This is a genomic window from Segetibacter aerophilus (genome assembly GCF_007991655.1).
GTDB classification, from domain to species: Bacteria; Bacteroidota; Bacteroidia; order Chitinophagales; family Chitinophagaceae; genus Segetibacter; species Segetibacter aerophilus.
Genome location: NZ_BJYT01000007.1, coordinates 197,262 through 213,737 on the forward strand (window position 1 = coordinate 197,262; position 16,476 = coordinate 213,737).

Annotated in this window: 13 protein-coding genes; 11 read left to right on the forward strand and 2 right to left on the reverse strand. The window is 39.8% G+C overall.

All coding sequences use genetic code 11. The annotated features are described in order from the left end of the window. Positions 1-113: 113 nt before the first annotated feature. From SAE01_RS11010 to SAE01_RS11045, 8 genes are all read left to right on the forward strand, one after another. Positions 114-3,068: a SusC/RagA family TonB-linked outer membrane protein gene (locus SAE01_RS11010; RefSeq protein WP_147203810.1), complete on the forward strand. Its 2,955-nt coding sequence runs from the start codon at positions 114-116 to the stop codon at positions 3,066-3,068. Between the two features lie 34 nt (positions 3,069-3,102). Then, positions 3,103-4,701: a RagB/SusD family nutrient uptake outer membrane protein gene (locus SAE01_RS11015; protein WP_147203811.1), complete on the forward strand. Its 1,599-nt coding sequence runs from the start codon at positions 3,103-3,105 to the stop codon at positions 4,699-4,701. A gap of 19 nt (positions 4,702-4,720) precedes the next feature. Next, on the forward strand, positions 4,721-5,557 hold the full coding sequence (locus SAE01_RS11020; RefSeq protein ID WP_147203812.1) for a SusE domain-containing protein: 837 nt from the start codon (positions 4,721-4,723) through the stop codon (positions 5,555-5,557). A 7-nt stretch (positions 5,558-5,564) separates the two neighbouring features. Beyond that, positions 5,565-6,710 carry a SusE domain-containing protein gene (locus tag SAE01_RS11025; protein WP_147203813.1) on the forward strand — a complete coding sequence of 382 codons (1,146 nt, stop codon included), beginning with the start codon at positions 5,565-5,567 and terminating at the stop codon, positions 6,708-6,710. Between the two features lie 307 nt (positions 6,711-7,017). Further along, positions 7,018-7,893: a YicC/YloC family endoribonuclease gene (locus SAE01_RS11030; RefSeq protein ID WP_147203814.1), complete on the forward strand. Its 876-nt coding sequence runs from the start codon at positions 7,018-7,020 to the stop codon at positions 7,891-7,893. A 284-nt stretch (positions 7,894-8,177) separates the two neighbouring features. Further along, positions 8,178-8,636 (forward strand): gliding motility lipoprotein GldH, encoded by a 459-nt coding sequence (locus tag SAE01_RS11035; RefSeq protein ID WP_170234137.1) that lies wholly within the window; start codon positions 8,178-8,180, stop codon positions 8,634-8,636. A 2-nt stretch (positions 8,637-8,638) separates the two neighbouring features. Further along, positions 8,639-9,613 (forward strand): sensor histidine kinase, encoded by a 975-nt coding sequence (locus tag SAE01_RS11040; RefSeq protein ID WP_246113212.1) that lies wholly within the window; start codon positions 8,639-8,641, stop codon positions 9,611-9,613. A gap of 8 nt (positions 9,614-9,621) precedes the next feature. Further along, the gene (locus SAE01_RS11045; RefSeq protein WP_147203816.1) at positions 9,622-10,332 is read left to right on the forward strand and encodes a response regulator transcription factor; all 711 of its coding nucleotides are present in this window, start codon (positions 9,622-9,624) and stop codon (positions 10,330-10,332) included. Between the two features lie 31 nt (positions 10,333-10,363). Here the strand turns inward: SAE01_RS11045 and SAE01_RS11050 are convergent, their stop codons facing one another. Then, positions 10,364-12,172 carry a BatD family protein gene (locus tag SAE01_RS11050; RefSeq protein ID WP_170234138.1) on the reverse strand — a complete coding sequence of 603 codons (1,809 nt, stop codon included), beginning with the start codon at positions 12,170-12,172 and terminating at the stop codon, positions 10,364-10,366. A gap of 417 nt (positions 12,173-12,589) precedes the next feature. Here SAE01_RS11050 and cysS point away from each other — a divergent pair, with 417 nt between their 5' ends. Then, on the forward strand, positions 12,590-14,107 hold the full coding sequence (gene cysS, locus SAE01_RS11055; RefSeq protein WP_147203818.1) for a cysteine--tRNA ligase: 1,518 nt from the start codon (positions 12,590-12,592) through the stop codon (positions 14,105-14,107). A 38-nt stretch (positions 14,108-14,145) separates the two neighbouring features. On the opposite strand, the gene SAE01_RS24470 is transcribed toward cysS, so the two are convergent. After that, positions 14,146-14,283 carry a hypothetical protein gene (locus tag SAE01_RS24470; RefSeq protein WP_170234139.1) on the reverse strand — a complete coding sequence of 46 codons (138 nt, stop codon included), beginning with the start codon at positions 14,281-14,283 and terminating at the stop codon, positions 14,146-14,148. Between the two features lie 223 nt (positions 14,284-14,506). Between SAE01_RS24470 and rimP the strand changes: the two genes are divergently transcribed. Continuing rightward, positions 14,507-15,064 (forward strand): ribosome maturation factor RimP, encoded by a 558-nt coding sequence (gene rimP / locus SAE01_RS11060; protein WP_147203819.1) that lies wholly within the window; start codon positions 14,507-14,509, stop codon positions 15,062-15,064. 43 nt (positions 15,065-15,107) lie between these two features. Further along, complete coding sequence (nusA, locus tag SAE01_RS11065; RefSeq protein ID WP_147203820.1) at positions 15,108-16,355, forward strand: transcription termination factor NusA; 1,248 nt, start codon at positions 15,108-15,110, stop codon at positions 16,353-16,355. Positions 16,356-16,476: the final 121 nt, after the last annotated feature.

The following is a 16,476-nucleotide window of genomic DNA, read 5'->3' on the forward strand; positions in this document are numbered from 1 at the left end:
CTTGTCTTAATAAGACTATTCTTTTGTCACGTTGCGCTTGATGTATTCTTCAAAATCCGATTATTTCGATCCAAACTGCTTTAGTAAGAGTAAAATTTTTTAAACAAAGAATCATGACCATTAAGAAACTGATTTATGCTTTTGTCTTGCCTTTGCTTCTTTTCTCAGGACAATTGATTGCGCAAGAAAGAGTAGTTACCGGCAGGGTAACAGACACGAGCGGGGGTGCTGTAGTAAATGCTTCAGTTATAGTTAAGGGCGGCAAAACAGGAACACAAACAGGAACCGACGGAGCCTTTTCATTAAGAGTGCCTGCCAATGCTTCAACTTTGGTTATTAGTTCGGTAGGTTACGGCAGCCAGGAAACGGCCATTGGTGGAGGCACTGTTAATGTAACTTTGAGAGCTGCCAACACTGCATTAAGTGAAGTAGTAGTTATCGGATATGGCACAGTTAGAAAAAAAGACCTTACCGGTTCTATTACCACCATCACCTCAAAAGATTTTCAAAAAGGAACTATTACCACTCCCGAACAGTTGATTTCGGGGAAAGTGGCCGGTGTTTCAATCATCTCTAACGGCGGTGCACCAGGATCGGGAAGTACGATCCGTATACGTGGCGGTTCATCACTAAATGCAAGTAATGATCCTCTCTTCGTAATCGATGGCGTACCAATGGATAATGGAGGTATTGCCGGTGCTGCCAGTCCTTTAAGCTTTATCAATCCTAATGACATCGAATCCTTTACAATTCTGAAAGATGCGTCTGCTGCCGCTATTTACGGAACCCGCGCTTCCAATGGCGTTATATTGATCACGACCAAAAGAGGCCGCAGTGATAAGTTTCGGGTAAATTTCAGTTCAGTTAATTCCTTAGCCCAGAATTCTAAGCAAGTTGAAGTATTGAGTGCAGAACAAATTCGTTCTATCGTAGCTGAAAAAGGTACCGCAACGCAAAAATCACAAGTGGGTACTGCCAATACAAACTGGCAAAAGGCAATCTATCAAACAGCTCTTACAAGCGACAACAACATTAGTTTTACTGGCGGAATTAAAAAGCTTCCTTACAGACTTTCTTTGGGTTATCTAAACCAGCAGGGTGTTTTAAAAACAGACTTATTACAGAGAGGTTCTATAGCTTTTGTTCTAAATCCAACGTTTTTGGATGGACACTTAAAAGTTGATCTTAACCTTAAAACAAGCTTACAGAAATATCATTTTGCAGACCAGGGAGCAATCGGCACTGCAGTGTACTTTGACCCTACTCAACCTATTTATAGCAACAATAAACGTTTTGGTGGGTATTTCGAATGGTTAAGTGCTGACGGTAAACCAAATACTCTTGCAGCCAGGAACCCGCTTGCTATGTTGTACGACAGAGATGCAAATAGTAACACAAATAGAAGTATTGGTAATTTACAGTTAGACTATAAATTTCATTTTCTACCTCAGCTACGTGCTAATCTAAATGTGGGCTATGATGGATCTCTAGGAAAAGGATCAACGTTTATTTCGGATAGTTCAGCGCTTGCATATGCTGTTGGCGGTTCGTTCAGCGAGTACAAGCAAAAGAAGGAGAATAAATTATTGGAGTTCTACCTGGCCTATGCTACAGATCTAAAATCAATCAATAGCAGGTTCGATATCCTGGCCGGTTATTCTTACAATAATTACCTTACTACCAATTATTCATTTGCCGGATATAACGCTCGGGGCGTACAAATTGGTGCAAGCCCTACGTTCCCTTTTAACAGGCCTGAAAATACCCTGCTCTCTTATTTCGGTCGTTTAAATTATGTGTTGGATGAAAAGTATTTGCTGACAGCCACTATCCGGCGCGATGGTTCTTCAAGGTTTGGACCTTTGAATAAGTATGGAACTTTTCCTTCGCTGGCTTTGTCGTGGAGAATTAATGAAGAATCTTTCTTGAAAGGCAGCAAGGCTGTATCAGATTTAAAACTTCGTCTGGGTTATGGTACAACCGGCCAACAGGAAGGGATAAATAACTATGACTTCCTCTCTGTTTATTCATTAAGTAGCCAGTCGGCCAGTTACCAGTTTGGAAATACATTCTACCAAATGTATCGTCCTAGCGGCTACAATCCCGCGATCAAGTGGGAGGAAACAACCACTTCGAATATTGGTCTTGATTATGGGTTTCTTAATAACCGTATTACCGGTAGCATCGACGTCTATTACAAAAAGACAAAAGACTTATTGAATTCGGTTCCTCAAACAGCAGGTACAAACTTTTCTGCTTACCAGCTGGAGAACGTAGGTGACATGAATAATAAAGGTGTCGAGTTCAACATTAATACTCAACCTATCAGAAACGCTGCTGTTACATGGGACGTTGCTTTCAACGTTACTTATAATAAGAATACCATTACAAATCTGACTAAAGTAAAAAATGACCCTAACTACCTTGGCTTTCCAGCTGGGGGCATAGGCGGCGTACAAGGTTTTGCTTTTCTGAATGCAGTAGGCGGTAGCAAGAATACTTTCTATCTCTATCACCAGGTCTACGACGTAACAGGCAGTCCTATTGAAGGATTATTCGAAGACGTAAACCGCGATGGTATCATCAACGAGAACGACAAGTATAAAGGAAAAAGAGCGGATCCAAATGTGTTTTTAGGATTTAGTACGAACCTTACTTCGGGCAAGTGGAATGCTGGTTTCGTTGTAAGAGGTAGCTTTAATAACTATGTATACAACAACGTATATAGTTCTAACGGCAGGCTGAATACAATTTTAGGTGCTCAAGTAACCGGAAATGCATCAGTGAACTATCTCGAAACAAAGTTCGTGGGTAATACAGAGCAACAACCACTTAGTGACTTTTACCTTCAAAATGGTTCTTTTCTTAGAATGGACAATTTTAACGTAGGATACAATTTTGGTAGGGTTGCTAACAATAGGGCTACGCTACGTGCAAGCCTTGGTGTTCAAAATGTTTTTGTTATTACAAAGTATACAGGATTAGATCCTGAGATTAGCAGCGGGATAGACAATAACATATATCCAAGACCGCGTATTTATTCCCTGGGATTAAATCTTGACTTTTAAATAATTCGTAAACAGAGCTTATAATATTAGTAACATGAAGCATAAAGATTTTAAAATATTAATCGCAGGAGCAGCAACAGTACTGTTTATGTCGGCCTGTACAAAAAAGCTGGATTTGGTTCCCACCAATGATGTAGGGCCAGGTGCAGTGTATTCAACATCGGTAGGATATAAGCAAGCGATAGCTAAAGTATATGGTGCTATGGCGCTTACCGGGAATTCAGGTGGCGCTGGTAGTCCTGATATTTCTCCTCAAATTATTAATGACGAGGGAAACTCTGACTTCCTCCGTATGTACTGGTACCTCCAATCGCTTACTACCGATGAGGCCGGTTGGACTTATCACAGTAATACTGATCCTGTTGGTATTCATCAAATGAACTGGTCTTCGGTAAACCAAACTGTTGCCGGGCTTTACTTTCGTTCTTACTTCCTGATCACTTTAGCCAACGACTTTATCAGGCAATCTTCGGACGAAAATTTAAGCAGCAGGGGGATCACTGGTACCAGTGCAGACAGTATTCGAAAGTACAAAGCAGAAGCACGTTTTTTAAGAGCTTACCAGTACTGGGTGCTAATGGACCTTTTTGCCAACCCGCCTTTTGTTACAGACGCAGATCCTATTGGTGGCCCTTTGCCAAAGCAAATACAGCGTAAAGATTTATTTACTTTCATAGAAAGTGAGCTAAAAGATCTTGAAACTCAATTGCTTGCCCCACGAACAAATGAATACGGAAGAGCAGACCAGGCAGCAGCCTGGGCGCTGTTATCAAGAATGTACTTGAATGCCCAAATTTACACAGGTACTCCTAAGTATACTGAAGCGATTACTTATTGCAACAAAATCATTGGAGCCGGCTACACTTTACATCCGAAGTATAAAGAATTGATGCTTGCCGATAATCATCTAAATACTGACGAATTTATTTTTACTATCAATTACGACGGGACCTATACTCAAAACTGGGGCGGTACCACAACACTTACTCATGGACCTGCCGGCGTACCCGCTGACAGTTCAGGAACAAGTGGTAATTGGAACTGTATAAGAATTACCCAGCAGTTCGTCAATCTTTTTGATGCACAGGATATAAGAGGCCAGTTCTGGACACAAGGTCAAAACAAAAACATGACCCAATTGCTAGATGTAACCACGGATGGATATTCTTCAACAAAGTTCAGAAACAAAACAAGGACGGGTGCACCAGCACCTCATATGGATCCGGCAAAAAACTGGGTTGATATCGACTTTCCTTTGTTTCGTTTAGGAGAAATATACCTGACTTATGCAGAGGCAGTTTTAAGAGGTGGAACTGGAGGAAGTAACGCTACTGCGCTTTCCTATCTTAACCAACTAAGTGTACGGGCAAGGCCCAACGATCCTGCTGCAAGTACTTATGCTCAGCTTACCCTCCCTTACATTATAAATGAAAGAGGTCGTGAGTTATTTTGGGAGTGCTTAAGACGCACCGATCTTATTCGTTTTGGCCAGTTTACAACCAATGCTTACTTGTGGGCATGGAAAGGTGGAACGCCAAATGGTACTGCCGTAGATAGTAAATACAACATCTTCCCAATACCTGCTATTGACCTTACTTCTAATTCAAACCTGGTGCAAAACCCTGGCTATTAAACTACTTTAAACTTTAAATATGAAACGGTATTTTCATTTCATTTTACCATCGTTGGCACTTCTGGTAATGTTAGTGTCAGGATGTAAAAAAGAGATAGCACAGATCTATTTAGAAGGAGGAACTGCACCAACGCTCAGTGCATCTGTCACCGGCACCATACCTCTTTCTTTTGCCAATCAAGCAGATCCTGCTATTAAACTGAGCTGGACAAATCCTAATTACAGATTTACGACAGGTACGAGTTCTCAAAACGTAAACTATCTGTTAGAGATTGATACCACAGGGGCAAACTTTAGCAACCCTAGCAGACAAACTATAAGCATTGCCAAGGATTTAAGTATGACTATTACACATAGCCAGCTTAATGATTACTTGCTGAACCAGTTGGTGTTGAAACCAAAAATGCCGCATAATATAGAAATGAGGGTAAAAACATCGTTAGGTACAAATGGCGCAGCGGCTCTTGTTTCTAACGTGTTGAAATTTACTGTAACCCCTTATGAAATTCCTCCAAAAGTTACTCCTCCTCCTTCAGGAAAGTTGTACATAGTAGGAAGTGCTACACCCGGTGGATGGGATAATCCTGTACCAGATCCGGCGCAGCTGTTTACTAAAGTAAGTGAGACGTTATACCAAATTACTATTCGCATGGTCGGTGGTGGTTCTTATTTACTACTGCCTGTCAACGGAAGTTGGGATGCGAAGTATGGAGGAACGGGCAGCAACAATGCAAATAATGTAAGTGGTGATGATTTCAAAGCTGGCGGTGGTGACCTTCTTGCTCCTGCTGCAAGTGGAGTGTATAAAATTGTCGTTGATTTTCAACGCGGTAAATTCACTGTAACCCCTCAATAAAAACAATATGAAAAGTCTATCAAAAATATTTCTTCTCGCTGCGGCCTTTCTAAGTTTCGTTGCCTGCGATAAAGTAAACGATTTGCAGGTGAACCAAAACAGTATTGCGCCTGTGCTTAGTGTTTCATCTGCTACAGTTGCCCCGCTTCCTGCAGACTCAAACAAGACAGCTCTTACGCTGACCTGGACATATCCTAACCATGCCGTGAGCGACCCAAATAGCATCAAATACATTATTCAGATTGACTCTTCCGGTAAAAATTTTACAAAGGCTTTTACTAAAGAAGTTATAGGTAGCCTTACAACTTCTTTTACAGGAAAGGAACTCAATACAATTTTATTGGGATACGGGTATCCCTTCAGCGTACCTGTTGCAATGGATGTGCGCGTTACTTCATCTTATAGCAACAACAACGAAAGCAGGACTTCCAGCAGTGTTAAAGTAATGATGACTCCTTATAAAGTGCCACCTAAAGTTGTTCTGCCTACAACAGGCAAGTTATTCATTGTGGGTAGTGCGACCCAGGGTGGTTGGAACAACCCTGTTCCTGCGCCAGCGCAAGAATTTGCAAGGTTGAACGAAACGACATTTGGAGGCGTATTCCAATTAATTGGAGGCAGCGAATATTTGCTATTGCCATTAAATGGAGATTGGGGTCATAAGTATTCCGTAGCTGATAAATCAAAAGCAGGTTTAAGTGCAGGAGGAGATTTTGGATTTGATCTAAACGATAATATCCCCGGTCCAACTACTTCAGGATTGTATAGAATAATTGTTGATTTCCAAAGTGGCAAGTTTACTGTTACGCCATACACAGGCAACCTACCTTCTAACTTATTCATAGTAGGCGATGCTACCGCAGGCGGATGGAATAACCCTGTTCCTGAAGCTTCTCAAAAATTTACGCGTGTTAATTCAGCTGTGTTTGAGATTACTTTACCGCTAGTTGGTGGTAAGGAATATTTGTTGCTCCCTACTAATGGCGATTGGGGTCACAAATTTGCTGTTAAAGACAATTCAATCACAAATCTTTGGCAGGGCGGAGACTTCGGTTATGACCTTCCTTCGAATTTTCCCGGCCCTGCAACTAGTGGCACTTATAAAATTCAGGTAAACTTTGCAACCGATAAATTCACGGTTACAAAACAATAAGAATCGTTTTTTGCTTATTATAAAACCAGCTCTCAAGGCTGGTTTTTTTGTTGAATGCTCATTCAGCGAGTGTAAGCTTTGTAGGGTTTGAGCAAAAACGGCTAAATTGTTGAAAGTGCTGTAGAGCGCCTTTACTCCTTTTTACCCATAGGACACAGCTGTAAAGGATATTCTATCATTGACAAAAGCACCTGATAAAGCCCTTACTGGAAACAAGTATGATAAGTAATCCTTCGAGGCTTAGTGAAGTTTGATATTATTACTTGGGTCAATTTCATTTACTTTTACCAACAACAATTTTTTACGCATGCTTCAATCCATGACAGGTTTTGGAAGGGCCGAACAGGCAGTTGGTGACAAAGTTTTTTTGGTAGAAGTTAAATCTCTAAATGGTAAGCAGTTCGACCTTCGCATCACGATTCCGCAATTATTAAAGCCATTTGAATTTGATATCAGGAATATTTTGCAGGAGAAGCTGATCAGGGGGAGTGTAGAATGTATGATTTACATTAAACAGAATGGATCAGCGCAGCCGGTGACTATTAACAAAGAACTTGCAAAAGCTTATTACAAACCAATTGCAGAATTGTCTGCGGAACTGAATTTGAATCCGGGGGATGTATTAAGTGCCTTGCTCAAACTTCCCGATGTCATTACTCCAACCAATAATGTTTTGTCCGATGAAGACTGGGCAGGTTTTGAGCAAGTGTTGCAAAGTGCGATCAGTCAATTGAAAGAGCATCGGGTTGACGAAGGAAAATCTTTACAAGATGAGCTTGAACTAAGGATTGAAAATATAACCATCCATGCAGATAAAATAGCAACACTTGAACCGTTGCGTCAACAAAGAATAAGAGAGGGGTTAACAAAAACGCTGGAAGATAATGTCGGAAAAGACAACTACGACTCGAACCGGCTTGAGCAGGAACTGATTTATTATATCGAAAAGATTGATATTACAGAAGAACAGGTCCGATTGAAAAACCACTGTAATTACTTTAAAACTATTTTAAAGGAGGCAGAGGAAGGGAAGGGTAAAAAGTTATCGTTCATTATGCAGGAGATAGGTCGTGAGATAAATACTACCGGTTCTAAAGCATACGATTCGGAGATGCAGAAAAGCGTAGTGCTAATGAAAGATGAGCTGGAGAAAGCAAAGGAGCAAGTTCTAAATGTATTATAATCCCTATTTACTACCTACTAGTTTAAGTCTTTTTACATGCATTTTTGTTTTTTGTGTAATCGGTTTTGCTGCTACGTAAAAATGGTGGCCAGTTAAAGGAAGCTGAACAAAAAAACAAATTGTACAAGTGAGTGACACAACGATGTTTAATAGAATTGGTATTGCTGGTATAAAAATATCTAACCCCGACCGTCTTAATGCCAGGGCTTAGTTTTGATCTTATTTGCTAAATAAACTTCTTATTGGATAATATGTCCGGCTTTTATCTTTGCAAAAAAACATTGTTGAACAAAGTTCTCTTTATACTGCTTCTGGTGAATATATTGATCTGCTGTCAAACAATTAATATATACGAGAAGACCGCTTATTTTCCACTGCATAGTTGGAAGAGTGCCGAAAGACCCTCATTTACATTTGAGATTTTAGATACCACTTCGCTGTATAATATCTTCTTCGTGTTGAGACATGAAGACGCATATAACTATAATAATATTTGGGTGAATTTGACCGTAAAGGGACCGACGGAAGTAGTTACAGTGAGGCGTGAATTTATCCTGGGAAATAATAGGCAGGGCTGGCTCGGCAGCGGAATGGATGACATTTTTGAACATCGCATTTCGTTTAGCGATAAGCCTGCTCCACTTCATAAAGGCAAGTACACTTTTACGCTACAACAAGATATGCGTGAAGATCCTTTGGACCATATTTTAAATGCAGGTATCAGGGTTGAAAAGGTTAAATAACCATGAGCATTTTTAAAACGAAACGGTTTGCTACTATAACACTCATCTACTGGTTCGTACTGCTATACATCATCGCTGCGTTAGTCTATTGGTTTATTTCTTTGCAACATCAAAACACGAGGATGACGGACCTTTTGTTGAATGAGTTAAAGCATGATGAAGTAGGCTATTCTGAAAAAGTTGCCAAAATACTTGATGCAGAAAGGAGAAAAACTGCACAATACATTGGTGAGGGATCTACATTCTTAGCTTTAATACTTATAGGTGCTGTTTTCGTTTATCGCGCAACACGCAGGCAGATTACCTTATCGATGCAACAGCAGAATTTCATGATGGCTGTAACCCACGAATTGAAGACGCCTATTGCTGTTACCCGCCTGAACCTTGAGACCATGCAGAAGAGGCGGTTGGAAGAGCAGCAGCAACAAAAACTGATTAACATTACGCTTCAGGAAGTAAATCGATTGAATTCGTTATGCAATAACATATTACTTGCTTCTCAATTGGACGCAGGGGAATACAAAATTTCGAAAAATGAAGTGAACGTGAGCGAAGTGGCAACGAGGGTTTTCAATGATTTTAAAACAAGACATTCTTCAAGGAACTTGAAGGCTATTATAGAGCCAAACTTATTTGTTAATGGTGAGGAGTTATTGATTGAATTGCTGATGTCTAACCTGGTTGAAAACGCTTTGAAATATTCTCAAAGAAATACGGCTGTTGACATTGCCCTGGCTAAAGACCTGAAAGGAATACACTTTATTGTAAAAGATGAAGGGCCGGGCATAGCTGAAACCGAGCGAACTAAAATTTTTGAAAAATTCTACCGCGTGGGTAACGAAGAAACCAGGACTGCCAAAGGCACAGGACTTGGGTTATATTTATCGAAGCAAATTGCTAAAGACCACCAGGCAGAAATAACTGTAAGTAACAACGGGGAAATTGGGTCTGTATTTACGGTTACTTTTAAAACATAGTTATTAATATGATCAGGGAACAAAGTAAAGCAAATATTTTGCTGGTGGAAGATGAGGAAAACCTTCACGATGCGCTTAAGCTAAACCTCGAGCTGGAGGGTTATGAGATAACTTCGGCTTACGACGGTAATGAAGCGCTGAAGGCAATAAAGGATGAATATTTCGACCTCATTATTCTCGACGTTATGTTGCCACATGTAGACGGTATTACGGTAACTGAGACAATCCGTATTCAAAATAATGAAGTACCCATTTTAATATTAAGTGCTAAAAATTCAAGTGCCGATAGGGTGCTTGGTTTGAAAAAAGGGGCAGACGATTATATGGTCAAGCCTTTCAATCTCGAAGAACTTTTACTAAGGGTTGATAAGCTGATTTTAAAAAATAAAAAGCTGCTGGATAAAGAAACAATTGGAGACACGTATGAATTTGGCAATAACAAAATAGACTTCAAAGCGCAGGTAGCTACAACCTGGAACAATCACGTAATTGAACTGAGCAAGAAAGAAGTAATGCTGCTTAAGCTGCTGATTGAAAACAGAAATGAAGTTGTGCCGCGTGAAAAAATCCTGCAATCTGTTTGGGGTTACAATGTCTTCCCTACCACAAGAACCATCGACAACTTTATTCTAAACTTCAGAAAATATTTCGAGAAAGACAGCCGCAACCCTGTTTTTTTTCATTCTGTTAGAGGGGTAGGATATAAGTACAGTGAGTAAAACGCCTCAGAGCTTTAACCCTTTTTCGCTCTTATTTCTCAAGTCTGCATAAAACTTCAATAGCCAGCAAGCGATGTTGCATCGCTTCTTCCATCGAGTAAACGGGCGTGTACATTCCTAAGCTGCAATCGTCAAGCAATTCCTTCAGCAGTTGTAGTTCCCCCGCGCTTTCAGGATGTTGTTGAATGAAATAAGGTAGTTGCGCAGCATCAATTCCAAACTTGCTATTTAAGTAAGCGTGGAGATTTTTGCATAATGATTTGTAGAATGATGAACTATCTGTCTCCGGCTGCAGTTCCCTTATTTTAAATAAATATTCTGATGATTCGGGACGTTTTATTTCTACAGGCTGCGGTTGCTGTTGCACGGGCAGCTGAACTTTTGAAGCGGCACGCTGCAGAGGCATTTTTGGTCTCCTGTTAAACCAAACAAGACCAATCACGATTGCTAATAATCCGGCTCCTAATAAAATATAAAGGCGTTCGTCAAAGCCCAAGTTGTCGTTCGTTCCAGTCTTTTTTACATTACCTGTAAACGTCTTCGACCCTTGTGCTACACGTAAAAGAAGTCCGGAAGTCGTTTTGGTAACATACCTATTTGCATTAGGATCGAAGTAAGTAAACTGAACTGCTGGTAAGGTATAATCACCCTTTTTACCAACAACGAATGGAATGGAAAAAGTTTTTCTTGTTCTGACCGGAAAGGTTGTCTTTTCATCTTCCATTTGCTCTGTCGCATCAAAGCTTTCGACTCCTTTTGGCCATTGTATTGAGGGTGCTTTTACTTGCTGAAGGTTACCCACTCCCTGTATCGTAAAAAGTAGGTGATTTGTGCTGTTAGTAGTTAATGCATCCTCGCCTATAGCTAAGGATACGTTGAAGTTACCCACCGCATTACTAAATTCCGAAGTGCCAACAGTCGGTAAGGGAGGCAGAGGTTTTACATCAATCACATCCGTTTTATTTTGCAACGTCACCAGCTGCTCCTCAACGGGTAAGGATGGAGCGCCATAATACAAGTCCCTATAATTTTGATGACTTGCATCATAGAAAGTCACTTTGTTTTCTACGCTGGTCGCCGGCAATTCAAGCTTCCCTGCCTCTAAAGGAAACAATTGAACTTTCCTGATAACAAAAACATTGTATTCAATTCCATTGATTTTTTCTATGTGCGCGTCTTGTTGTTCACCTGTAAGTTCAATCACCGTACACCCGCTAAACTGGGGTTGCTTCACCACTTTAGATTTTGACCTCAATCTCGTACACAACTTGTACGTTGCAAGAATAGGTTCGCCTACATAGCTTGTATGCTTATTTACTTCTAGCCTTACTACAATGTTATTTCTTATTTTATCGATTGCTTTTTCACCTTTCTTCAAATATTGGTTAGCCGGCACCTGGTCCTGAAAAGGCAGTTGATCTAATATTGAGGTTTGGGGAGAAGATTGAGACGGAGGCTGGCTTCCTTGCAAATGATCAACATTTTTTACAACGATTGTTACTCCATTGCTTCTTTGGGGTTTGTTATTAATAAGAGCTGTAGCACCTGGTATAAGGAATGTTCCTGACGTCGTTGGCTGAAGCATAACTGAATATGCAATCTGTTGTTTAATAACATTTCCAATCTGGCTTGTGCTACTACTTAAATTGGGGCCGGAAACTACGTTCCAGTTCTTAAATCTTGGAAGCACGAATTGATCTACGGTAACGTCTTCAGCGATGTATTCAATTTGCACGACATCGTTTTTGCCAATGCTCGTAGCAGAGGCCCGGGTAACGAAAGATTGCGCAAATGAGTGTTGAACTAATAGCAGCAGAATTATGAATAGATTTCTTTTCAATACTTTGATAAATGGTTAAAGCAAAAGTAGCAATTAGCCCCAAAGGGAAACTATAATCAGCGGTTAACCCCCAGTTAAAAAGTTATTTTTAAAATAAGAACTATGATGTGTATAAAAAGGAGCCTTTTGTTGAGCCGAGGTAATAATCTTTTTTAACAATTAATCTTTTTTGCTCAAAATTCTTTTTACCTGTCCATTTTTTGCAATTCTAAAAATCTGGGTTGATTTTAATCAAAGCTTCCTCCTTCCTTTTTCTGCAATGCCAACAATAAGTATCTTTCAAATCTCTTCAATTCCCATACTACGAATGAAATTCTTGCGCATAAATAATCTTCCCTGCTGTTGTTGCTGCTGCTAAGCAGTTCGGTTACCTTTGTGCCTCTTTTGTAAAAATCTTTATTTATCAATCACAATAGCATGTCTTCACTTAAAGTGTATAATACTTTAACCCGTCAAAAAGAAGAATTTATATCCATCACTCCTGGTCTTGTTGGCATGTATGTCTGCGGACCAACTGTTAGTGGCGAAAGTCATCTTGGTCATGCAAGGCCTTATATCACCTTTGATATTGTGTATCGATATCTCCAACATTTGGGGTACAAAGTAAGATTTGTAAGAAACATTACTGATGCGGGACATTTTGAAGAGGAGGGGCGTGAGGCAGAAGATAAGATCAGCAAAAAAGCAGTATTGGAAAAATTGGAGCCAATGGAACTTGTTCAGAAGTACACGAACTTATTTCATTGGGCGATGAAACAATTCAATACAATTGAACCAAGTATCGAACCCACCGCAACAGGTCATATTGTTGAACAAATTGTTATGATCGAAAAGATCATTAGAGATGGATACGCCTATGAGACAAATGGGAGCGTATATTTTGATGTTGAGAAATACAATACGGATTTTTCAAAAAAAGGACTCCCCTATGGTACGCTGAGTGGTCGTGTTTTAGATGATCAACTTGATACCACTCGCGACCTTGACAACCAGGAAGAAAAAAGAAACAAGCAGGATTTTGCTCTTTGGAAAAAAGCACCTCCGGAACATATTATGCGTTGGGCCAGTCCATGGGGTGATGGCTTTCCCGGCTGGCACATTGAGTGTTCAGCCATGAGCGCTAAATATTTGGGCGATCAGTTCGACATCCATGGTGGCGGGATGGACCTTCAGTTTCCACATCATGAGTGTGAGATTGCGCAAAGTGCTGTATGCAACGATAAAATGGCCGCCCGCTATTGGATACACAATAACATGATTACCATCAACGGCAAGAAGATGGGTAAGAGCTACAACAATGTTATTAAGCTTACTGAATTATTTAGTGGCAATCATCCTGTTTTGAAACAGGCGTACAGTCCTATGACAGTACGTTTTTTCATTCTTCAAACGCATTACAGAAGCACGCTAGATTTTGGCAACGAAGCGCTTCAGGCAGCCGAAAAGGGTCTTAAACGACTTTGGGAAGCACATGAAGCACTACAAAAGATGTCCGCAAAAGATTTTGAATTCAACGAAGAAAAAACAGACATAGAACTTGACTCTAAAGTATCGGCTTTGCTATCTGAGCTAGAAGAGTTTATGAACGACGACTTAAATACTGCTAAGGTCTTAGCCAATATATTTGAAATAGTTCCGGTCATCAACTCTATAAAGGATAAACACATTCTGTCTTCAGCGTTGCGCGAGGAAACTTTCCTCGAAATGCAATTGAAAATGAAGCTGTACGTGGAGGATATATTTGGCTTGAAAAGCGAGGTTCAAGGAGACAACGCTCAAATGGAAGGAGTACTGCGGGTTCTTATAGAATTAAGAAAGCAGGCAAAAGCCAAAAAGGACTACGTTACATCAGATACCATCAGGAAGCAATTATTAGAGTTAGGCATTGCTTTAAAGGACGAGAAAGATGGCAACATCACTTATTCATTTGTTTAGTCACCAGAAGAGTACTATTATAACTAATGTGAGTGCTCCTATTTAACCTCCTCAAAGTCGATATAGTCGCCTTTAGAAGAAGTGTTGTTTTCTTTTTTAAAAGAGGGTTGAGAAGCTGTTTCAGAGGTTTGTTCTTTGTCTTCGAAAGTACCTCTGTTTCCCTGCATACCTTTCATCTTAGCTTGCAAAGTGTTTTTAATTAAAAGGGGCAATACAACCCTTATGAGAAGCTTAAAAAGTGAATAAAATACAATAAACCAAAAGAGGATGCGTATTAGTATCATTTAACGAAGGTACTGTTAGTGAATATTATCAATTCTTAAAAAAGGATGCTTTGAGGTTTTTTGCAAAAAGTTAACGCAAAAGCGAGATTAAAAGGTTATTAAATGCTTTTTCCATTTGGATGATATATATCCTTTTACATACATTTGCATTGGAAATGAAACAACTGAAGGGAACGAAAATCGTTCCCTTCTCCTTTTTTACATGGCGAACGAAACAATCATTGCAGAAGTTGAGGGCATGCTAAATGACCTGCTTGCAGCACAACCAGGAGATTTTTTGGTTTCAATCAAAGTGAAACCAACCAACAATATCAAAATTTTTTTAGATAGCGACGAGGGAATGTCAATTGAAAAGTGTGTGAGGTACAATAGAAAATTGTATGCACTTATAGAAGAGAAAGCGCTTTTTCCTGAAGGCAATTTTTCACTCGAAATCTCATCTCCCGGCGTGGACGAGCCTCTTAAAAATAGCCGTCAGTATAATAAGAATATCGGGCGAAAGGTGCTAGTTACCTTTAATGATGATACAGAAAAGGAAGGCAAATTGTTGCAAGTAACAGATACTGATATTTTGATAGAACAAACGACAGGTAAGGGAAAAAAAGCTGAGACCAACCAATTTTTAATTCCATTTGAAAATATCAAAAAAACGATTGTACAAGTTCAGTTTTAAAAATAATGCGGCTGAAAGCACGCGTATTTTAATCTAATAAATTATGGCAAGTATTAACTTAATTGAGGCGTTCCAGGAATTTAAGGATGCCGAAAACATCGACCGTCCTACGTTGATGAAAGTGGTAGAAGATGTGTTTAAAACGTTATTACGTAAGAAGTTTACAAGCGATGAAAATTTCGACGTAATTGTAAATGCCGAGAAGGGTGACCTTGAAATCATTCGTCGCCGAATGATTGTTGAGGATGGAGAGGTAATGGACCCGCTTGCTGAAATTGCCTATAGTGATGCTACGAAAATAGAACCGGACTTTGAAGTGGGTGAGGAGTTATACGAAGAAGTAAACATTTTCGATTTTGGACGCCGCGCTATTTTGGCTGCGAAGCAAACATTGGCAAGCCGTATCAGTGATTTGAAGAAAAATGTATTAGTTAAAAAATACGGTGAACGCATAGGTGAGATCATTAGTGCGGAAGTTTACCAGGTTTGGAAAAAAGAGGTTCTTTTACTTGATGAAGATGGTAGTGAGCTAATTTTACCTAAGTCTGAGCAGATACCAAGCGACTTTTTCAAAAAGGGTGAAAGTATACGCGCGGTAGTTGAAAGGGTTGATTTGAAAAACAACACCCCCGTCATTATTTTAAGCCGTACAAGTCCAAAATTCCTTGCTAAACTGCTTGAAATTGAAGTGCCTGAAATCTTCGATGGCCTGATTGTTGTTCGAAAAATCGTTCGGGATCCGGGAGAAAGAGCTAAAGTAGCAGTTGAAAGTTTCGATGATCGTATTGACCCTGTTGGAGCTTGTGTAGGTATGAAAGGTAGCCGTATTCATGGCATTGTTCGCGAGCTAAAAAATGAAAACATCGACGTTATTAACTGGACAAATAATATCAACCTTTTAATACAAAGATCCCTTACTCCGGCAAAGATTACCAGCATGGATATAGACCAGGAAACGAAACACGCAAGTGTTTACCTTAAGCCCGACCAGGTTTCCCTGGCTATCGGCCGTAGAGGTGTCAACATTAAACTTGCATGTGAGTTAACAGGTTTTGAAATAGACGTATATCGCGATAACGAAGGTGATGTAGAAGAGTTCGATATTGACCTTGAAGAATTCAGCGATGAAATTGAAGCATGGATAATAGATGAATTGAAGCGTATAGGCTGTGATACTGCACGAAGCGTATTAGAATTGACACCTGAAGAATTAGAGCGACGTACTGACCTTGAAAAAGAAACGATTGAGGAAATTCGCGGAGTGTTGAAGCATGAATTTGAGAAAGAATAGTGTTTGAAGGAATCATCTTTTATCAGCTATTACCAATTTTTTAAAAATGCTTCTTTCGTTCTTTAGATGTTTTAAATAGTTCTTTTGGGAATTGAATAAATTAATGTGACGCCAAAGGTTA